At 60.4% G+C, this 19391-nt stretch carries 18 protein-coding genes; 9 read left to right on the top strand and 9 right to left on the bottom strand.

Translation table 11 applies throughout. The annotated features are described in order from the left end of the window. Positions 1-5 precede the first annotated feature (5 nt). The 5 genes from G9463_RS04130 to G9463_RS04110 are packed head-to-tail and all read right to left on the bottom strand — an operon-like array spanning position 6 to position 4029. Complete coding sequence (locus G9463_RS04130; protein ID WP_165896030.1) at positions 6-437, bottom strand: PTS fructose transporter subunit IIB; 432 nt, start codon at positions 435-437, stop codon at positions 6-8. Beyond that, positions 434-2110 carry a phosphoenolpyruvate--protein phosphotransferase gene (ptsP, locus tag G9463_RS04125; RefSeq protein ID WP_165896029.1) on the bottom strand — a complete coding sequence of 559 codons (1677 nt, stop codon included), beginning with the start codon at positions 2108-2110 and terminating at the stop codon, positions 434-436. Before ptsP ends, G9463_RS04130 begins: the two co-directional genes overlap by 4 nt. Further along, on the bottom strand, positions 2103-2390 hold the full coding sequence (locus G9463_RS04120; RefSeq protein ID WP_011222763.1) for an HPr family phosphocarrier protein: 288 nt from the start codon (positions 2388-2390) through the stop codon (positions 2103-2105). The genes ptsP and G9463_RS04120 overlap by 8 nt, the downstream gene beginning before the upstream one ends. After that, complete coding sequence (locus tag G9463_RS04115; protein ID WP_165896028.1) at positions 2387-2863, bottom strand: PTS sugar transporter subunit IIA; 477 nt, start codon at positions 2861-2863, stop codon at positions 2387-2389. Before G9463_RS04115 ends, G9463_RS04120 begins: the two co-directional genes overlap by 4 nt. Positions 2864-2877: 14 nt before the next feature. Next, complete coding sequence (locus G9463_RS04110; protein ID WP_004965907.1) at positions 2878-4029, bottom strand: PTS fructose transporter subunit IIC; 1152 nt, start codon at positions 4027-4029, stop codon at positions 2878-2880. 232 nt (positions 4030-4261) lie between these two features. On the opposite strand from G9463_RS04110, the gene G9463_RS04105 reads away from it, so the two are divergent. Beyond that, the gene (locus tag G9463_RS04105; RefSeq protein ID WP_049938619.1) at positions 4262-6220 is read left to right on the top strand and encodes an archaea-specific SMC-related protein; all 1959 of its coding nucleotides are present in this window, start codon (positions 4262-4264) and stop codon (positions 6218-6220) included. 41 nt (positions 6221-6261) lie between these two features. Here the strand turns inward: G9463_RS04105 and rdfA are convergent, their stop codons facing one another. Beyond that, positions 6262-6858: a rod-determining factor RdfA gene (gene rdfA / locus G9463_RS04100; RefSeq protein WP_165896027.1), complete on the bottom strand. Its 597-nt coding sequence runs from the start codon at positions 6856-6858 to the stop codon at positions 6262-6264. A 299-nt stretch (positions 6859-7157) separates the two neighbouring features. On the opposite strand from rdfA, the gene G9463_RS04095 reads away from it, so the two are divergent. The 4 genes from G9463_RS04095 to G9463_RS04080 all read left to right on the top strand — a co-directional run bounded on the left by G9463_RS04095 (position 7158) and on the right by G9463_RS04080 (position 10908). After that, a complete protein-coding gene (locus G9463_RS04095) occupies positions 7158-7856 on the top strand; it encodes a hypothetical protein (RefSeq protein ID WP_240149930.1) in 699 nt (232 codons plus the stop codon). Beyond that, on the top strand, positions 7853-9163 hold the full coding sequence (locus tag G9463_RS04090; RefSeq protein ID WP_193569529.1) for a hypothetical protein: 1311 nt from the start codon (positions 7853-7855) through the stop codon (positions 9161-9163). Before G9463_RS04095 ends, G9463_RS04090 begins: the two co-directional genes overlap by 4 nt. A 215-nt stretch (positions 9164-9378) precedes the next feature. Then, the gene (gene folE, locus G9463_RS04085) at positions 9379-10011 is read left to right on the top strand and encodes a GTP cyclohydrolase I (protein ID WP_165896026.1); all 633 of its coding nucleotides are present in this window, start codon (positions 9379-9381) and stop codon (positions 10009-10011) included. A 303-nt stretch (positions 10012-10314) separates the two neighbouring features. After that, positions 10315-10908 (top strand): cyclodeaminase/cyclohydrolase family protein, encoded by a 594-nt coding sequence (locus G9463_RS04080; RefSeq protein WP_004965921.1) that lies wholly within the window; start codon positions 10315-10317, stop codon positions 10906-10908. Positions 10909-10992: 84 nt separating this feature from the next. Here the strand turns inward: G9463_RS04080 and G9463_RS04075 are convergent, their stop codons facing one another. Beyond that, complete coding sequence (locus G9463_RS04075) at positions 10993-12738, bottom strand: formate--tetrahydrofolate ligase (RefSeq protein ID WP_049919410.1); 1746 nt, start codon at positions 12736-12738, stop codon at positions 10993-10995. A gap of 316 nt (positions 12739-13054) precedes the next feature. Between G9463_RS04075 and folP the strand changes: the two genes are divergently transcribed. Together folP and G9463_RS04065 are read left to right on the top strand one after the other, a co-directional pair. Then, entirely contained in the window at positions 13055-15454 is a 2400-nt protein-coding gene (folP, locus tag G9463_RS04070) for a dihydropteroate synthase (RefSeq protein WP_165896025.1), read from the top strand. Between the two features lie 25 nt (positions 15455-15479). Next, positions 15480-15713: a hypothetical protein gene (locus G9463_RS04065; protein ID WP_007190526.1), complete on the top strand. Its 234-nt coding sequence runs from the start codon at positions 15480-15482 to the stop codon at positions 15711-15713. A gap of 111 nt (positions 15714-15824) precedes the next feature. Here the strand turns inward: G9463_RS04065 and G9463_RS04060 are convergent, their stop codons facing one another. Then, the gene (locus G9463_RS04060) at positions 15825-16256 is read right to left on the bottom strand and encodes a hypothetical protein (protein WP_244209914.1); all 432 of its coding nucleotides are present in this window, start codon (positions 16254-16256) and stop codon (positions 15825-15827) included. A 105-nt stretch (positions 16257-16361) separates the two neighbouring features. On the opposite strand from G9463_RS04060, the gene G9463_RS04055 reads away from it, so the two are divergent. Beyond that, entirely contained in the window at positions 16362-16970 is a 609-nt protein-coding gene (locus tag G9463_RS04055) for a hypothetical protein (RefSeq protein WP_049938614.1), read from the top strand. Positions 16971-17049: 79 nt separating this feature from the next. On the opposite strand, the gene G9463_RS04050 is transcribed toward G9463_RS04055, so the two are convergent. Further along, positions 17050-18810: a BCCT family transporter gene (locus G9463_RS04050; protein ID WP_004965932.1), complete on the bottom strand. Its 1761-nt coding sequence runs from the start codon at positions 18808-18810 to the stop codon at positions 17050-17052. A 415-nt stretch (positions 18811-19225) separates the two neighbouring features. Between G9463_RS04050 and G9463_RS04045 the strand changes: the two genes are divergently transcribed. Continuing rightward, a complete protein-coding gene (locus G9463_RS04045; protein WP_160164325.1) occupies positions 19226-19387 on the top strand; it encodes a hypothetical protein in 162 nt (53 codons plus the stop codon). Positions 19388-19391: the final 4 nt, after the last annotated feature.

Genomic DNA, 19391 nt, shown 5'->3' with positions numbered 1-19391 from the left:
GCGCCTCAACTGAACAGACGCTTCAGCCGCGCAACGAGGCTCTTCGAGCGATCGCCGCCGCGCCGGCGCTGCTGGTCCGGCCCCGCCGAGGCTTCGGAACTGCCAACGTCGGTCTCTGTGGCGGGCTTGTCGCCATCAGCGGCTTCGACAGCGTCAGCAATCATTCCTTCAGCGTCGTTAACAGCGTCTTTGACGGTTCCGTCGATTAGCGGGACACCGCTGAATCGGTCCTGACTGACCGACGTATCGGAGGCGATGATGGCGGCGTCGGCGGCTTCAATGTCGGAATCGGAGAGTTCGTTCTCCGCGCCCATCGCTCCCTGAACTTCCACCTTGATATCGTAACCCTGTTCTTCGGCTGTCTGTTCGAGGTTCTCGGCTGCCATCTGACTGTGTGCGATCCCAGTCGGGCAGGAGGTGACTGCGACGAGTTTCATGTGTCTAGTGTGGTGTGGACTTCGCTGCGCGTTGCGGCGAGTTGGGCGCGGTCCCCACGCTCGCTCGCGGAACTGTACGAGGTTTCGCTGACGGCCGTCTTGACCTCCGGAATCGTCACGGCACTCATGCTGAGTTCGTCGAGGCCGAGACCGACAAGTAGCTCTGTCAAATCCGGGTCACCTGCCATCTCGCCACACATCCCGACCCAGATGTCTTCGGCGTGGGCTGCGGTGACTGTCTGCTGGATGGCGCGGAGGACGCCCGGATGAGTCGGGTCGTGCAGGTCGCCGACGCGCTCGTTCTCGCGGTCGGCGGCCATCACATATTGCGTGAGGTCGTTCGTCCCGATAGAGAGGAAATCGACTCGTGCGGCGAGTTCGTCGGCCATGAAGGCGGCACTCGGTGTTTCTATCATAACGCCGACTTCGGGATCAACGGCGTCGTAGTCGTCAAGACCGGCCGCCGCCTCTAGCGCGTCGAGTGCGGCGTCGAGTTCCTCGATAGTGGCCACCAGTGGGAACATGATGGCGAGGTCCCCCGCCCCATCCGCGGCAGCGCGTAGGAGCGCACGGAGCTGCGTGGCGAACAGGTCCGAATCCGGTGCGAGTGAGCGCCGGATTCCGCGTTCGCCGAGGAATGGGTTCTCCTCGTCTGGCAGGTCGAGATAGGGAATACGCTTGTCGCCACCGATATCCAGCGTCCGGACGACGACGCGCCCATCTGGGAACGTGTCGAGCGCCTGGCGGATTGCCTCGTACTGCTCGTCCTCCGAGGGGGGCGTCTCGCGGTCGAGGAAGAGGAACTCGGTCCGATAGAGGCCAACGCCGTCAGCACCCCGTTTTGCTGCGGGTTCCAGTTCCGCCGGCTGGCCGATATTTGCCGCCACTTCGACGTGTCGTCCGTCAGTTGTTTTGACTGAATCATTGACGACAGCGGCTCCCGACTCGTTCGCTGCGGCCGCCCGTTCGGAGTCGTCAGGACTGACCAGCAGGGTCCCGTTGTCGCCGTCGACCACGACCTCTGCTCCGTCTTCAAGGGTGTCGAGATCTGTCCCGATACCGACGACGGCTGGCAGAGCGAGCGAACGGGCGAAGATAGCTGCGTGGGACGTCCGCCCTCCAGTGACTGTGGCAAAGCCGGCGACGCGTTCTGTGTCGAGTTGTGCCGTGTCGCTGGGAGTCAACCGCTCGGCGAGGACGACACTGCCCGCCGGTAGGTCACCGAGGCCGACCCGCTCGCCGTCCGTCAGCAGACGGAGGAGTCGGTCACGCACGTCACGAAGGTCGTCTGCGCGCTCGGCCATTCGACCGTCCATTCCCTCGAACTGTTCGATGTGTTCGCCGAACACGGCGTCCACGGCGTTGGGTGCTGGGCCCCCATCGGCAATCATCGTCTCGACTGCGTCCTCGATGGTCGGGTCCTCAAGGAACTGGATGTGCGCATCAAACACCGCGGCCTCGTCCTCTCCGACGCGTTCGGCAGTCGCCTCACGTTCAGATTCTAGTTCAGCGCGGGCGGTGTCGACCGCGTCGGCGAACCGCCGGCGTTCTGTCTCAGGATCGACTTCCACGTCGTCTGGGTCCGGGAGCGAGATGTCGCGACCGTACCAGACAACTGTCCCGACGCCGGAGCGCGGCGTGGCACCGGTCCCGTGGAGCGTGCGTTCAGCCATCGTCAGTGTCCAGTTCCGCTTCCGGCGTTGTCAGTATTCGTTCCAGCTCATCGAGTACGGATTCTGCATCCGAGCCGTCGGCGACCAGTTTGATATCATCGCCCTGTCCGACGCCGAGGCTGGTGATGGCGATCATACTCGCCGCCTGGACGAGATCATCGTCCGGCCGCCCGGCTGAGACCTCAGCCTCGTGGTCGTTGACGGCTTGGACGAACGCTGACGCCGGCCGGGCGTGCAGACCGGCTTCTGGAACAATCGTCACAGTGCGCTCGACCGTCATGCGATGGCCTCCCGGAGTACGTCCTGAACGGTCGCTTCGTCCGCCGCCGCGTGGAGTCGGTCCCGAACGTCGTCGTGCATCAGGGCTCGAGAGAGGGAGCTGAGGATATTGAGATGCTCCTCGCCGCCGGCTTCCGGGACGAGAATCATGAAGATAAGTGTCGCAGGCTCGCCGTCCATGGAGCCGAAGTCGACGCCCTCTTGCGAGCGGGCGAACGCGAGCGACGGGCGACTCACAGCGTCAGTCTTCGCATGTGGAATCCCGATTCCCATGCCGACACCCGTGGTGGTCTCCGATTCACGCTCAAGCAGTGCTTCGAGTGCGCGGTCGCGGTCCTCGACCCTGCCACTGTCGACCAACAGGTCTAGCAGAGACTCGATACACGCCTCCTTCTCCGCTGGTGGTTCGGACAGCGAGATGTGGTTTGCCGGAATCAGTTCTTCAATATCGTCCGCTGAGATTGCGTCTGTCATTGTACTCACCGTAATTAGTCATCCGTTGGTTGCGTGCTGCTCGTCTCTGCTCCGGTGTCGACGCGGTCCTCGAAGTCCGGCTTGATAACTGTCGCAACAACAGCCGTCACAAGCGAACCCAGCAGGATGCTGCCCAGGAACGCGAGCGGCTGGTTTGACAGGAGGACAACGAAGATACCGCCGTGGGGCGCAGGCATCGTGACGCCGAGGGCCATCGATGTCGCACCGCCGACAGCACTGCCAGCGACAATAGCCGGGATAACGCGGAGCGGGTCCGCGGCCGCGTACGGAATCGCACCCTCTGTAATGAACGACAGACCGAGCACGACGCCGCTTTTTCCGTTCTCGTACATCTCAGCCGCGTACTTGTGCGGGGCGATGAAGTTCGAGAGCGCGAGGCCGATCGGCGGAATCATCCCACCGATCATCACCGCCGCCATCGGCGCGTAGATTTCTTCGGTGATGAGTCCGGTCGCGAACACGTAGGCGACCTTGTTGACCGGGCCACCCATGTCGAAGGCCATCATCCCGCCGAGGATGAGGCCGACGACGATAGCCTGACCGCCCTGCATCGACTGCAGGAAGGACGTCAGCCCCTCGTTAGCGAGTGCGACGGGGACGCCCAGAACGAACAACATGATCGGCGTCAGAACTGCCATCGTTGCGACAGGGATTAGCAACACCGGCATCATCGGCTGGATGAACTCGGGGACATCGAGGTTCTTGAAGAAGCGTGCGACGTACCCAGCCAGCAGCCCAGCGACGATTGCACCGAGGTAGCCGGCACCGGCCTCGCCACCGGAGATACCGATTACTGTTGCCGCTTCGGCGACGACGTTTCCCTGCTGGAGAATGTACGCCAGCAGGAACCCCGGGGCGAGTCCCGGACGGTCGGCGATGGCGTACGCGATGTACCCGCCGAGGATCGGAACCATAATTGTCAGCCCGGCTACGCCGATCTGTGCGAGGAACCAGCCTGCCGAGCCGGTGTTCTCGAACACTGCCTGTGTGTCCCCTATCGCGTACGCGACGGCGAGGAAGATACCCCCGATAGTCACGAAGGGAATCATGAACGATACGCCCGTCATCAGGTCCTCCTTGACGGAGGTTACGTGAGCGCGAAGCGCACTCTCGGCCCGGTTTTGATCTGTCATGGTCAACGACATCGACAGCTACGCCCATTGTGTGATATAAAAATACACGTTTGAGCGTGTTATTTACCGAAACTGTTTGATATCTGTATTTGGGCGATTGTTTCTGCATGGAACTATAGCCATGAATTCGATGGAATAACAGACATATGCTTGTTAGTCGCCGGCAACCATTAGGGTGAAAATCCGAATGGGCGGTGCCACGCGCGTCATAGTACTTATGCCCGTCACTCGCACACACCGAAATATGGGTTCACTCTCGGTATCCGGGGAGGTGGCAACCGTCACCGTCGAGAAGATCGGGGGGATCGACGAAACGACAGTCGAGGTTCCACCAGGGGTGACAGTGCTTCGAGGCCGGAATGCGACCAATCGGACGTCATTTCTTCAGTCGGTGATGGCCGCCCATGGGAGCGAGTGGGCGAGCGTGAAAGGTGACTCAGACCAGGGGCGCGTCGAACTCTCACTGGGAGAGGAAACGTACACCCGAACACTGACCAGAACTGACGACGGGGTTGCCGGGTCTGGCCTCGGCCTTCTCACTGACTCGACAGTTGCGGACCTGTTCGCGTTCCTGCTCGAAGACAACGAGGCTAGGCGAGCCGTCGAACGGGGTGTGGACCTCCGAGAGATCATTATGCGGCCAGTCGATGTGGCATCTATCCACCGACAGATACGTGCGGCCGAACAGCGCAAGGAAGAGATCGATGCGGAACTCGACCGTATCGCGTCGCTCAAGCGTGACCTCCCGGATCTCGAGCGGCAACAGGCAGATCTACGCGACGAGATCGCTGAGACCAGAGACGAACTCCAGCGAGTGGAGGACCGAATCGACGAGCGGGACGCAGATTTCCAGACGACTCAAAAAAACAGGGACGAACTCGAGACGGCTCTCGATGAACTCCAGGCGACTCGGTCCGAACTGAAACGCGTTCGAGATGATATTCAGTCGGAGCAAGAGAGTATTGCGGCGTTACGCGACGAGCGGGGTAACCTCGCAGTCGAACGGTCTGGCCTCCCGGAATCGCCGACCGAACGACTCGAAGCGCTCGAATCAGACATCGACCGGCTTCGGGAACGAAAGCGGGAACTCTCAGAGTACACCACCCGACTGCAGAACGTTATCGGGTTCAACGAGGAATTGCTGTCCGGCGAACACCGTGAGATAACCGACGCTATCGATGCAAAGCCCGAGAGCGTGGGTGACATCACTGATCAGTTGTACAAGGGGTCAAAGACGACCTGCTGGACCTGTGGCTCGCAGGTGAAGCCGGAGCGTATCGAGTCGACGCTCCAGAGTATGCGTGACCATCTTCAGGAGATGGTGTCGGAGATCGGCAGTATCGAAGATGAACTCGATGAACTGACCGGCCAACGTGACAAAATTGCGGAGACACGCACGCGGGCACAAGAACTCACGGCGACGATTGAGGACGTTGACGCAGAAATTGAGCGACGGCAGACGACGGTTACTGACCTCCGAGAGCGACGCAACAACCTCTCGGCTCGCGTCGAGGAACTTGAGGAGCGGGTCACGACGCTCCGGACGGAAGAGTTCGATGAGGTGCTCGACCTCCATACGAAAGCGAACGAACTGGAACTGGAACTGGACCGGCTCGAATCCGAACGAGACGAGGTAAGCGAAGAAATCGCCGACATCGAGTCAGAGATCCGCCGGAACAACGAACTGGCCGCGCAACGGGAAGAGGTGGTTGACGAACTGATCGACCTCCGGTCGCGTATCGACCGTCTCGAAGCCGAAGCGACCGACCAGTTCAACGAGAAGATGGACGACCTGCTCGACATCCTCGGTTATGGTAATATCGAACGGATCTGGCTTGAACGGACCGACACACCAGATGACCCAGTCCATAATAGCGACGACAGCGTCACGGGGTCGACGTTCACCCTCCACGTCGTTAGGAGCACCGACAGCGGAACTGTCTACGAGGACACTGTCGGCCATCTGAGCGAAAGTGAGCGCGAAGTGACCGGGCTGGTGTTTGCACTCGCCGGCTACCTTGTTCACGATGTGTACGAGGAGGTTCCATTCATGTTGCTTGACTCGCTCGAAGCAATCGACTCGGAGCGTATCGCTTCACTCGTTGAGTATTTCGCTGAGTTCCCCTCCTATCTCGTTGTCGCGTTGCTCCCCGAGGACGCACAGGCGCTCTCAGATAGCTACAACCGGATTACCGATATTTGACCCGGTTGTAGCTCTCCCCAAAGACCGGATTTATTGAGCGATTATTCACAGTCACAGCCGCCGCGGTCGAGAAGGTCGCTGATACTGTAACGCATTCCGCAGTCCTGACAGCGAATATCAATGCTCACGAACACTCGATACTCGCCGACAGTGAGTTTGTCTGCGGTGTTCAGTCGGTCGACCGTGTCCCGAACGATTGTCTCGACGCGGCTGCGGAGGCGGTCGATAGTCCCGCGTTCCTGCTCAACCTGCTCAGTTTCTGATTCGGAGTCATAGCTCACACCGCGAACCTCTGTCAGGTAGTATCGAATCGCCTGATACGTGACGAACTGGTCTTCCAACGTATCGACGTCGATGCCGGCTCGGTCGAGTCGATTCCGCGCCTCGATCCGTTTCCCCGCACTGACATTGTCATCCGTCAGAAGCCGATAGAAGTTCGTCGGTTCGCCGTCGATCACATCCATGCCCGCATCGCGGATTGCAGCCATGAGCAGAGCTTGATTGAACCGATCAGCGAGGTCACGGAGACTCTGTCGTTCCCCGGTGTTCCCGAGCCAGGCGCGTTCCAGCTCCGCGCCCATCGACGCCAGTTCATACGTTTCGATCAGCTGTGCGACTTTGGACTGCGCTGACCCCATTATCGCCAGAATGCGCCGGTCCGGTTTAGCCGTTTTGTTGCGAACGGATTCGTCTGGTCACTGTTCCGTGGTCCTATCTATTTATTATAGCCCTTGTCACCCAGATATGCGGATTTGAACCTAAATACGTGGTATATAGACTAATATCCCTCGGTATAGTGGTATACTGTCAGCATTTGCGAGTGTATCATCATCTACCGGTATCGAAATTTGTAGCTGAACCTTCCTCTGAATGGTCTGCTGTGATCTGAACAACCACGAGAATTTTATACATGACATTACAAGCGAAACATTACACGATGGTCCCCTCCACCCGACGCACCCTCCTCCACAGCGTCTGCGGGCTAGCGACAGTTCTGGCCGGCTGTAGCGGGGTTTTCGAGAGCAGCGGCGAATCAACACGCACCACTTCCAAAAACAACGATTCGAGTGCCCCCGGAACTGGATCGGTATCTGACCCGGATACAGTTGTCACACGTGTGGACGCCGACCGTCGGCCAGTCTGGCTCGATGATGGAGACGGTCGGCCGACCGAAAGCCCACACACCCGTCGACTGGAGTCCGAGGTTATCGACACGATATCCAAGGCCGACCGGGTCACCGCTGCTGAAGACGTGGACCGGTCGCTAATCAGGACCTTCCTCGACGAGACTGACTTCGACACGGAAACAGTCTACGTCCAGACTGTGATGATCGAGGAGTGCTTTCGACTAACGCTCTGTCAGATCCGGTGGACGGCAGAGAACATCACGACCGACTACGGTCGGGTGAGTCGACCCTACGACGAACCCTGCACAGCAGACAAGGAGGTGTACGCGGTCTGGCTCATTCGGATTCCCGATACGGTCAACGCAGACGACATCTCCAGTTATTCCTCCTCCATTGGAGGCAACAGCTGCGAAAGACAGCGAGTCGGTGCAGAGGGGGAAAGTGGAGACGGAAGCGAGGCAGCACCGAGTAGTGACCGACGCACCCAGATCGGTGGTGAGCGGGCATGACAGATGAGGCGTCTGAGACTGGCGGGAAATCCCCTCGGCTGACCCGGCGGGGTGTGCTCGCCTTAGCTGGGACCAGCGCCATCGCTGGCTGTAGCAGTATCGACAGTCTGGGTGGAGGAAGTAAGGCAACTATTAATACCTACAATTTGCCCGACATCTCGCGCGACGAAGAGCGAGAGTCTCCTGTCCCCCCTTCGGTCCCGGTTACTATCACATCTGGCCATTTCGACGCCACACGGGAGCGGGTTCGCTCGCTTCTGGCGACGCTTCCCACGCCACTCGGCCCGGAAGAGATCCCGAACGGTCACATTCGCAAGCATCTGACTGACGCCGCAAGCGATGCAACACAGGGTCTCGGTGATGCACGGACGGCCCGAACCGGCTTGATGGCGCTCCGGTCGTTGCGGCGCGCTCGTGAGAACGCCCGCTATGCCGCTACGGGGTGGGGCGTCGTCGACCGTGGCCTCACCGCCGCTCCACTCCGGGATGAGTACAACCGGACCGTGTCTGGGGCACGCGAAACCCGGCAGGAGCACGAATACGTCGGGGCAGATCCGGTGCGTGCGGCGCTGGTTCACGCCCGAATTGAAGCAGGACTGGAGCGGGCCACTGACACGGATGTCAGGCCACGGGAGGAGTCAGCGCTGCTGTCTGTCGCCGAATGGGGCGAGACAGCCGAGGCGGCCCAAGTGTATCTTAGTGATGCTCGCCACATCCGGGCGCAGTTCACTGCCTCGCTTCCACCCGATGCGGGGTCAGTCAGGCAACCACTGACCGCCGCAGCAAAAGCATTGCTGGCAGACATCCGCGACCAGCAGTCGACCCTGGCGCCGGAACCGAACACGGACGACCGCACCCCTGGGTGGATGGTTTTCGACGAACTCCGTCGGGAAGCCCAGAGCGGTATCAGCCGCCTTGCGTATGCTATCGGGCCCGCGAGCGCCGTTGTCGATGCGAACAGTCAGCTCGCTCGCCTCCGAGCGCTCGACCGCATTCAGACGCGGCGGGAGGCAGAGGAACTCGCTCGGCCATCGGATGCGAAAACGGTTCGAGACATCAGACAGACCGCGTACGATGCACTCACCGCGGCCCTTGGATCGAGCTCACGGTCAGCACTGGCCCGGACGGTTCTCGTCGACGCCGGCCACAAGGTGATGGCCGCTGACCGTGAATTGACCCATCATCAGGGAGAGATTGCGGCGTCCACTCTCGATAGAAGCGTTGCGGACTACTGGTATGCGACAGCACTCGCCCGTTCAGCGTCAGCAGCCACCCAACAGACCGTACAGGCGCTGGAAGGCGATTGAAACAGCGGTTCGAAAACAATATTGCGGCTGACTCGCCGGTCAAAAGAACCGTGTTGACTGCCGTGCAAAAGGACTTATTGAACGTTGTTGCAATACATGAAATTCATAGCCGGTGATACGTTGTGGTACGAAATCACAATGTTACCACTGTTATTCCAGTACTGAACTACTGGGGAACAGAGGCTTTGTACGTTGAGCCCTCCTGTTTGTTTGTAATGGATTCCCGGGAACAGGAGCCTACACAACAGCACGATACTGCAACCCAACCGACAGACGGCTTTGACGAAGAGAAGGCACGACGTGGTACTCGTCTCCTGCTTGAAGCCGCTGGCCGTGACCCCGATTCGGCAGGACTATCGGATACGTGGAGTCGGCGTGTCCCGGACATGTTCGAGACGCTAACAGAAGGCGCTCGGTCCGAGTCGAAACCGATAATGCGTACCTTCGACGCGGAAACCGATGGTCTCATCGTCAAAACCGGAATTCCGCTCCACAGTATGTGCGAACATCATATGCTCCCTTTCCGGGGCGTTGCCCATGTGGCGTACAGACCCGGGGATCAGATGGTGGGGCTGTCAAAGCTCATTCGATACGTCCGGTGGCAGTCACGCCAGCTAACGACACAGGAGACACTCACGCGGGATATCGCAGCCGGCCTAGCCGACGAACTCGACGCTCACGGAGTCGTCGTTGAACTGACTGCAACGCACATGTGCGAAGTCATGCGAGGCATCGAGACGGAGACTAAAACGACGACCAGAGAGCACGTCGGAACCATCAACGAAGCGGACCGCACGCAGTTCAGGGAGTCGGTTCGACGACACACCGGCGGTCCCAACGGCCGTTGAGTGCTAGCGGAGGGTCAAAACTCATCGTATTAGACTAGTGACTGTCTGAGTGTGCTGCCTGTTCCGTATAGCACCAGACGTGAGGGTGTGCCCATCGCGGGCCAAGAGACACAACCGGGACTGACCGCGGGACTGTCAGGGTCCCGATAAAGTAGCCACCACAGCCGGGTCTGAGAACGAAAGGTCGTGGAGATAGCTGACATCGAGATTCCGCGGACACCGACGGGGAAACAATTAGGTGACACGTCGGGATAGCTGCAGTATGGACAGACAACCGCTACCTGCAACTACTGTGTCCGCCAGATGACGTTCGCGGACCAGCCAATCGGCGAGTTTCTCGACGCGGTTGCGTCGGAGCAGGTGACCCCGAGCGGCGGTGCGGTCGCACCTGTCGGCGGTGCGATGGGCGCGGCGCTCTGTGAGATGGTCTGCATTCACACCGTCGACACAGACGGGTCCGAGACAGCAGCCGATGAGCTCATCGATGTTGGCGGGGCTCTAGCTGACCAGCGGGAACGGCTGCTCGACCTTGCTGACGAGGATGCAGCAGCGGTCGATGCGGTCGGGGCCGCATTCGAGTCTGGGGACGCCGATCGGATTCAGGCGGCCTCGAAACGCTCAACCGAGGTGCCACTGGAGACGGCCGAGGTCTGTCTCGACGTGGTCAAGCAGGCCCGTACGGTGACTGCGAAGGGGGCGCCGGTCGCCGTCCCGGACGCAACTGTTGGGGCGCTGCTTGCCGCGGCAGCACTGCAGGCGTCCGTCTCAACTGTCCGGGCTAATCTCGACATGCTAGACGACGAATCAGTCGTGGCAGCGATGAAGCAGCAGGCAGGCAAGGTAGCGGCCGCCGGCGAAGCGGCGCTTGACGAAGCGGTCGCAAACGCGGAGCGGTGAGCGCCGTCCATTCGTTGACGGCTGAATGGCGTCCACTCAACGTCGAGACGACGAAACGCGAAACCTGGAACGCAGGACCGGGTTTCAGAACAGTCCCGAAATGTTGCCGTCCCCGTCGATATCCATGTCGGCCGCGGCCGGACGGGCCGGTAGGCCGGGCATCGTGAGCGCGTCGGCCGTAAGTGCGACGAGGAAGCCCGCGCCAGCGGATGGGTACACTTCGCTGATTTCGAGTTCCCAGCCCTCCGGCGCACCCTTCTGGCTCGCGTCGTCGCTCAGCGAGTGGAAGGTCTTGGACATGACGACCGGGTAGTCGTCGAAGTCGAGGTCGTTCATCTGCTCGATGTCGTCAAGCGCGCCACCGGTGTATTTCACGTCGTCAGCACCGTAGATCTCGGTCGCAACAGTGTGGATTTTCTCCTTGATGCTGTCATCGTCGTCGTACAGCATCCGGAAGTCCTCCTCGTTGCTCTCCTCGGTCGCCTCGATGACGTTCTCGGCGAGGTCGACGCCGCCCTCGCTGCCGTCGGAGAACACGTTCGACTCAGCCGCTCTGACGCCGAGGTCCTCGCGGCAGTGGTCCAGCACGGCCTGAACCTCCTCGTCAGTATCGTCCGGGAAGCGGTTGACGGAGACGACGACCGGGACGCCGAACTTCTGGAGATTCCGCGCGTGCTTATCGAGGTTTGAGAAGCCCGCTTCGACGGCTTCGACGCCGGCCTCGTCGATCTCGTCGTAGTCGACGGGCCACTGGTCGAGTCCGTGATACTTGAGCGCACGAACCGACGCTACGAGTACGACGGCGTTTGGCGTCATGTCGCCCTTGCGACAAACCACGTCCATGAACTTCTCGGCCCCGAGGTCGGAGCCGAAGCCGGCCTCAGTGACGAGGTAGTCGCCCATGCCGAATGCTGTCTTATCGGCGACCAGCGAGTTCGTCCCGTGAGCGATGTTCGCGAACGGTCCGCCGTGGACCAGTGCCGGCGTCCCCTCGATAGTCTGGACGACGTTCGGTTTGATCGCATCCCGGAGAAGCATGGTTGCTGGGCCGGTCGCCTCGATGTCCTCGACGGTCACCGGGTCGCCGTCTTCGTCGTAGGCGACGATGATTCGACTGACGCGCTCTTTCAGGTCCCCGATATCGCTGGCCAGACAGAGGACCGCCATCAACTCGGAGGCCGCCGTCAAAATGAAGCTATCCTCTCGCGGGGTCCCGCCGGTCTTCCCGCCGAGGCCGACGACCGTCTCACGGAGTGCGCGGTCGTTCATGTCGATAGCCCGCGGCCAGGAGACGTTGTTGATATCAATATCCAGGTCGTCGCCCTGCGATACCTTCGCATCGAGCATCGCGGCGATAAGGTTGTGTGCTGAGGTGAGTGCGTGGAGGTCGCCGGTGAAGTGGAGGTTAATGTCCTCCATCGGGAGGACCTGCGACCGGCCGCCACCCGCTGCGCCGCCCTTGACCCCGAACACCGGGCCAAGCGACGGTTCTCGGATCGCGATCATCGCCTCCTCGCCGACGTGATTGAGCGTTTGCCCAAGACCGACGGTGGTTACCGTCTTCCCTTCGCCTTTCGGCGTCGGCGTCATCCCGGTTACCAGCACGAGGTTCTGCTCCCTGTTTTCGGCCTGTTCGCGGAGGCGCTCGATGGCGTGTTGTTTGACTTTCGCGGTGTATTCGCCGAAGTACTGGAGGTCGTCGAGGCCGAGTCCCCACGGTTCGACCAGTTCCCAGATCGGCTCCATGTCGGTCGACTGGGCGATGTCGTAGTCCGTCGGAATCGGCTCCTGTGTTTCTTCGGTCGCGGATTGCTCATCCTGTGAAGACATCTCGAATAGCATTTCCCTGCACCGTCGTAATAATGTTAGTGAAGCTGACACTACCGGGATAGGATGTGTTCGAGATGCCGTTGCGGACCCCGAAAGCCACATCATGTATCTCGGCTTACGAGAGTAGTTCTCAGACCCAAGAGCAGGCCGGACAGTAGCGGCCGCGAAGTCGAGATTTGGGAGCATACTTGACCGGTTCCTCAGGCCCAGTATCGGGCGTTTGCACCGATTCAGCCCGAATTGTCATCGGTTCGCACTATCGAAACAGGTCCTCTCTGGGGATAAATTAATCAGGCTGCCGCCGCCCAATTGTGCTATGGAGTACCACGAGTCGGCGGACTACCTGCAGTCGCTACAGCGTCGTCGGCCCAAGTTGGGGACCGATACGACGGCGCGGATGCTCTCACATCTCGGTGACCCGGACGGCAGTTTCGACAGCGTACAGATCGCCGGGTCAAACGGAAAGGGAAGCACCGCCCGGATGACCGAGAGTGTGCTTAGAGCCGCCGGGCTAGATGTCGGCCTATTTACCTCGCCAGGGTTGAACGGCTTTCGGGAGCAAATCACGGTCAACGGCGGTCGGGTACCGAAAGCGCGGGTGACGGAGTTTGTTGAACAGATAGAGCCCTGTATCAACCAACTGGCTGCCGAGGACGACAAGCCGACACATTTCGAGGTACTCACTGCGCTGGCGCTCTATCACTTCGATGTCGAAGACGTCGACGTGGCAGTCTTGGAAGTCGGTATCGGCGGCCGATACGACGCAACTAGCGCGGTCGATCCCGTCGCAAGCGCTGTCACTAGCATCAGTTTAGAGCACACCGACCTGCTCGGCGACACAATCGAGGAGATCGCTCGCGACAAAGGGCAGGTCGCCCCAAGCGACGCCCCGCTCGTGACGGGAACGGCCGGCGCTGCCCTTGATGCAATCCAAGAGATTACCGACACTATCACTGTCGGTAGTGAGGCGGCCGATGTGACCGCCACGGAGAACGGCATGCGCTCGGCTGTCGAGAACCGTATCTCACTCACGGGCTCTAACTGGGCCCTCGAATCGAACCTCAAGCTGCTTGGCCAGCATCAGGCGGAGAACGCCGGCGTTGCTGCGACGCTGGCCCGACAACTCATCGACGTGGACACGGAAACCATCTCCGAGGGACTGCGGGCCGCGACGCTGCCGGGCCGGTTCGAAGTCCGGTCGACCGACCCGATGGTGGTCCTCGACGGCTCTCACAACCCAGGTGCGATGGAGACGCTGACGACACTCATCGGGCGGTATGAGTACGACGACCTCCACGTGGTCTTCGCCGCGATGCAGGACAAGGAGTACGAGCAGATGATTGCGACGCTTCCGGCTGTCGAGACGGCCTTCGCGACGCGACCGGCGGTCGACCGAGCCGCGAGCACCGAATCGCTCGCTGCCGCGTTTGAGGGGCAGGCAGCACAGATACAGCAGGTTGAGTCCGTCCCCGAAGCCACCGAACGAGCAATAGCTACGGCCGGCGAAGACGACTTCGTGCTCGTGGCGGGGTCGCTCTACGCGGTGGCCGAAGCTCGGGACCGCTGGAGTCGGCTGGTCGTTCCCAAGAAGAACCTCCAGCAGGCGTCCACGGGAGAGACTGCTGGAGTCGAAAACGAGCCACAACTCCACCAGCAGATGCTCTCGGTCACAGTGCGGCGCGACCAAGCGGGAGTCGTCAAACAAGAGTTCGAAGACTGCGGCGGGACCTGTACCTGTTCGACTGTCGGGATGCCGGAGAAACTTGTCGACACGACGCTTTCGGGGACGCCGCGACAATTTCAACAGCTCACCGACCGGCTGGCTTCGGCGGGGTTGGGGCTCGGTTGCCTCGCCATACAATTCGAAGAGATGCTGTCTGAGCGGTCGTTCCCGCCGCCGTTTGACGGTGAAGAGGCGGCTGTGATGGGTATTCTCAACGTCACGCCAGATAGTTTCTACGACGGTGGCGAGTACAACCGTCGAGACCTTGCTATCAGTCATGCGGAACAGATGATCGAATCCGGGGCCGATATCGTCGATATCGGCGGCGAGAGCACGCGTCCTGGGGCAGAGCCGGTGTCTATTGAAACGGAAATTGATCGCGTAGTACCGGTCATAGAGGCCGTTTCGTCGCTTGACACGACTGTCTCCGTAGATACACGAAAGGCTGCCGTCGCTGACGCGGCGCTGGACGCCGGTGCCGACATCGTCAATGACGTGTCGGGACTGTCGGACCCCGAGATGCGGTTCGTGGTTGCCGACCACGACGCGTCCGTTATCCTGATGCATAGCCTGTCTGCGCCAGTGGACCCAGGTCGGACTGTGACCTATGACGATGTCGTCGATGACGTGCTTCGAGACCTCACGGAGCAGATACTGCTCGCCGAGCAGGCCGGTATCGACCGTGAACAGATTATCATAGACCCCGGCTGCGGGTTCGGGAAAAACGCCGCCGAATCGTTCGAACTTGTCGACCGGCTCCACGAGTTTCAGGCGCTCGGCTGTCCGGTGTTGGTCGGGCACTCCCGGAAGTCGATGTTTGCCGAGATGAGCGACGCAGAAGCGGACAGGCTGCCGCCGACGCTGGCAACGACAGCGCTTGCCGCTGAACGCGGGGCTGACGCCGTTAGGGTCCACGATGTCTCCGAGAACAACGCCGTGCTCAAGACCGTTTCAGCGACGGCGGCTCGGCCATCCCAGCTTCGACAACAGTGATACCTGTGCAACCCCAAGAACGTGTATGGTACAGTTTCCGGTTCAACTCGGCTCGGGTCTGCTCGAGTCCGTCGGGCAGGTGGCAGCAGTCGCTGGAACCGTCGTCCTTCTGTTGATACTCGTCGGTCTGGGTGCCTTCGCGTACAAGAGCGTCGTCGGAGACGGCATCCGCTGGCCTGATGAGCAGGAAGAGATGGACAGTGACAATGACGACGGTGTCGTGCAGGGAAGCCGTGAGGACGACTGGAAGTACTACTGAAGGCGAATCCAACTCGCGTGTGAACGGACAGGGCTCAACTCTTGATCCTGTAGCCGTTTCGAAGCACCATACAGTCGGCCACACGACGGCACTCCGGTTGGTGTGTATTGTCTAATCGGTACTGTGGTCGTAGGAGTGTTCAAACTCCCAGTGGTACCGACAGTCCGTACAGGTCGCCCACTCGGGGATGTCGAACCGCTCGGGATGTCGTTTACCGTGTTCCATCTGGCTTCGACAGACCGGGCACGTGAAATATAGGAGGGTCATGTCAGCGAATTCGTCGTGGCCATATTCACCGACACACCGTGGACAGTCGATGCTGTCACGCGCGTTGTGCTGGAAGATTTCCGACTCGCATCGTGGACACTCAACTGTCGCTGGCGGCCGTCTCGCCCACCCGATGTCACCGTCGTATGTCGTTGTTGCCGTGTCCATGCTCGACAGCCTGAACTTGTTCGGCCCGTCATTACGCTGGAGCGGCGCAACGACCCGCTTGCCAACCCAGACAAGCTTCGAGAGCAGAACTGCGGGCCATTTAGACACTGTGACATGGTATGTATTCTGACCGCTTAAATCTCCGGGCGGGCCGGCGCTAACCCAGTGCTGTGCGGTCGGTAGGTTTTCACGGCGACCCACGGTATGTGGAGTATGAGTTTTGACGCAGCTGCCAGCGTCGCGCCGAGCCTCCCGAGGCTGGCGGCAACCATTTGGAACCCCGTTGTGGGACAGCTCGCGCCCGGCGTTAGCACTGAACTGTCCAGACCGCTCCGCGGGCTCGGCTCGTTCGTTCTCGTGCTCGTGGCTGGCGCACTGGTACTCCGCCTGCGGCAGAGCTACGTCGACGAGTCGGTCAACGCGATTTTAGACAGCCCGGCGACGGCTGTCCTTTACGGCATCGCTGGATACATGATCGTCGGTATTGTCGGCCTCTACGGGGCAACGACGCTGGCCCGCCTCAGTGTCGCTGGCGGGGTGTTCGTCCGCATCGCGATTCTTGTCAGTAGCGCGTTCGTCCTGGTCCTCACAAGCTTCGGATTTCTCGTCGTCGGCACGCTCGTCACTGATACTCTGTCCAATCGACAACCGGTGTTGGGCCTGCTCATCGGCGCATCACTCAGTGCTGTTCTCTGGGTCCTGTTTTCACCTGCTGGCAGTATCGTGTCTAGCCTTGCCATCGCCGCGTTCGGAATCGGCGGTGCTGCCCGGCTCTGGATACACTCTGAACGGACGGTCGAAACAGAACTGGGTGGTCGGTAGTGTGAGCAGTTCCGACCACTGTTAGCGATAGCGCCCAGATCTGACCGGGCGAGACGGAAAACGCCAAAACGCGAGCGCTTCAGTCAGTGCTAGTTGCCGTGTCGTCTCCCGGGTCTGAGATATCCGTCACCATCTCGTCGCCAGCGGTCACGACATCTACGTCATCCCGTTCAGAGAGATCCTGAATGGTCTCTGCGAACTCTTCGGATTCGAGTATCTGGTACTCGTTATCGAGCCCCAGATACACCGTGTAACACATCAGACACAGGATGAGCGCGAACGGGAGCCCCGTGGTGATTGCGGCCGTCTGGAGCGCTGTCAGCCCGCCCCCGATGAGCAGGATCGACGCGACAAGCCCCTCAGTGAGGGCCCAGAAGATCCGCTGTGTCCGCGGCACGTCGTGTTTCCCGCCCGAGGTCAGGTGGTCGATGACCAGAGACCCCGAGTCCGACGACGTGACGAAGAACGTGATGACCAGCAGGGTCGCCAACAGGCCGCTAATCACGCCAAGCGGGAACTGCTCCAGCAGGGCAAACATCGCAACGGTCTGGCCGACTTCGTTGTACGTCGCCAGCGCCTGTCCGTTCCCCATCAGTGAGTTGAACATCGCGCTGCCGCCGAACACCGACAGCCAGAGCGTCGAGAACATCGACGGAAGGAACAGGACGCCGAGAACGAACTCCCGGACGGACCGTCCCTTCGAAATGCGTGCGATGAACATCCCGACGAACGGCGACCACGCGATCCACCAGCCCCAGTAGAACACTGTCCATGCGGTGGGGGTCCCGTTCGCCGCTTCGTTGAGCGTTCCGGTGAAGAACCCGAGCGCGAGGATGTTCCCGAAGTACGCGCCGAGCCCTTCGGTCCACGTCCCGAAGATGTACACCGTCGGGCCCACGATGACGAGGAACCCGAGCAGTGCGAACATCAGGTAGAGGTTGAGCGTGCTCAGCCGCTTGACACCGCCATCAAGCCCCGCCGCGACCGAGAGGGTCGCGATGAGCGTAATCCCAGCGATGAGGGCGACTTGCGGCCAGGTTCCTGTCGGGATATTTACCGCGCCGAGCATATCACCGCCCACGTAGGAGAGTCCCGTATTGACCTGCGCAACACCGAGTCCCAGCGAGGTTGACAGTCCGAACAGCGTCGCGAACACCGTTACGAGGTCGATGATGTGGCCCGGCCAGCCGTAAATCCGCTCGCCAAGCAGGGGCCAGAATATCGACCGGAACGTAAGTGGGAGCCCGCGGTTAAACGAGAAGAACGCGAGACCGAGTCCCACGAGGCCATACACCGCCCACGGGTGAAAGCCCCAGTGGAAGAACGTCTGTGCCATCGCGGCGGACGCTGCCGCACCGGTTCCAGCTTCGGCCCCAAAGAAACTCGGCGGGTTCTGGAAGTAATACAGCGGTTCTGAGACGCTGAAGAACATGAGGCCAATACCCATGCCGGCGCTGAACAACATCGCCATCCAAGAGAAATCACTGAACTCTTTTTCGGCTTCAACGCCGCCGATTCTGATATTGCCGTACTTGCTGAAGGCGAAGTACAGCAAAGTAATGATGAACACGTTCACCGCCAGCAGGTAGAACCAGCCGAAGGTGTCACCGATGGTGTTGAACAACCACGTGTACGCGGAGGCTGCTGTGTCGCCCAGCAGTATCGTTATGGCGATAAATAACGCAATGATCGCCAGCGCCACCGGGAAGACCACCGGGTGGATATCGAATCCAGCCGCCTGGATGTTCGTGTCACCGGGCTCGCGGTCGGACTCCGGGTGGAACAGTTCTACCTGGAGCCCGTCCGACATTCCGCCGGTTTGGTCGTCACTATCTGCCATACGTTACCCCTCTCGAACGCGGTAGTGATCTGTGGTGTCTCATTGTCGTCGTTTCGGTCTCGCTCTGTCATGGTCCGTTGCTACCGTCATGCCAGCGACATCCCGGCGTCGGGCGTCTACAGCATTCGCATCCTGTTTATCTCACTGTACTCGCCTGTGCGGGCACGGCGTGCCCGCGGAGCTATTGTCGACGTGTCTTATGTGCTACACAGTCTCATACATATGCACTGATGCAACTCTAATAAAACTTCACCTTAGACAGCAGTATATCATGGACTGAGGCGCTATACTGCGGTGGTTCGGCAGACACGTACTCAATCTAGTACATTGAGGTTTGCTGGCCGTCGGTGAGTCGTTCGATCATCTCGCGTTCCAGTGGGCGCGTATTTATTTCGGAATCCCACCTACCACCAGTATGGGACGACTTCTGGCAACGGGGGCAGCTGCGGTGGCAGCACTGCTGATGGGCGTCGGCCTCATCGGGATGACAGTTGGGGACTTTCGGCTTGCAGGATTCAGTTTCCTCAGCGCCAGTCTGGTGATCTACATACGCGAGACGCGGTTGATAGACGCGTAGTAGA

The organism is Haloarcula sp. JP-Z28, assembly GCF_011440255.1.
GTDB lineage: Archaea > Halobacteriota > Halobacteria > Halobacteriales > Haloarculaceae > Haloarcula > Haloarcula marismortui.
This window is presented reverse-complemented; position numbering and strand designations above follow the sequence as displayed.

What these genes read in the sequence shown, in the direction of transcription:
- G9463_RS04130 (WP_165896030.1), bottom strand. Translation starts at nt 437, where the DNA reads ATGAAACTCGTCGCAGTCACCTCCTGCCCGACTGGGATCGCACACAGT.
- ptsP (WP_165896029.1), bottom strand. Translation starts at nt 2,110, where the DNA reads ATGGCTGAACGCACGCTCCACGGGACCGGTGCCACGCCGCGCTCCGGC.
- G9463_RS04120 (WP_011222763.1), bottom strand. Translation starts at nt 2,390, where the DNA reads ATGACGGTCGAGCGCACTGTGACGATTGTTCCAGAAGCCGGTCTGCAC.
- G9463_RS04115 (WP_165896028.1), bottom strand. Translation starts at nt 2,863, where the DNA reads ATGACAGACGCAATCTCAGCGGACGATATTGAAGAACTGATTCCGGCA.
- G9463_RS04110 (WP_004965907.1), bottom strand. Translation starts at nt 4,029, where the DNA reads ATGTCGTTGACCATGACAGATCAAAACCGGGCCGAGAGTGCGCTTCGC.
- G9463_RS04105 (WP_049938619.1), top strand. Translation starts at nt 4,262, where the DNA reads ATGGGTTCACTCTCGGTATCCGGGGAGGTGGCAACCGTCACCGTCGAG.
- rdfA (WP_165896027.1), bottom strand. Translation starts at nt 6,858, where the DNA reads ATGGGGTCAGCGCAGTCCAAAGTCGCACAGCTGATCGAAACGTATGAA.
- G9463_RS04095 (WP_240149930.1), top strand. Translation starts at nt 7,158, where the DNA reads ATGGTCCCCTCCACCCGACGCACCCTCCTCCACAGCGTCTGCGGGCTA.
- G9463_RS04090 (WP_193569529.1), top strand. Translation starts at nt 7,853, where the DNA reads ATGACAGATGAGGCGTCTGAGACTGGCGGGAAATCCCCTCGGCTGACC.
- folE (WP_165896026.1), top strand. Translation starts at nt 9,379, where the DNA reads ATGGATTCCCGGGAACAGGAGCCTACACAACAGCACGATACTGCAACC.
- G9463_RS04080 (WP_004965921.1), top strand. Translation starts at nt 10,315, where the DNA reads ATGACGTTCGCGGACCAGCCAATCGGCGAGTTTCTCGACGCGGTTGCG.
- G9463_RS04075 (WP_049919410.1), bottom strand. Translation starts at nt 12,738, where the DNA reads ATGTCTTCACAGGATGAGCAATCCGCGACCGAAGAAACACAGGAGCCG.
- folP (WP_165896025.1), top strand. Translation starts at nt 13,055, where the DNA reads ATGGAGTACCACGAGTCGGCGGACTACCTGCAGTCGCTACAGCGTCGT.
- G9463_RS04065 (WP_007190526.1), top strand. Translation starts at nt 15,480, where the DNA reads ATGGTACAGTTTCCGGTTCAACTCGGCTCGGGTCTGCTCGAGTCCGTC.
- G9463_RS04055 (WP_049938614.1), top strand. Translation starts at nt 16,362, where the DNA reads ATGAGTTTTGACGCAGCTGCCAGCGTCGCGCCGAGCCTCCCGAGGCTG.
- G9463_RS04050 (WP_004965932.1), bottom strand. Translation starts at nt 18,810, where the DNA reads ATGGCAGATAGTGACGACCAAACCGGCGGAATGTCGGACGGGCTCCAG.
- G9463_RS04045 (WP_160164325.1), top strand. Translation starts at nt 19,226, where the DNA reads ATGGGACGACTTCTGGCAACGGGGGCAGCTGCGGTGGCAGCACTGCTG.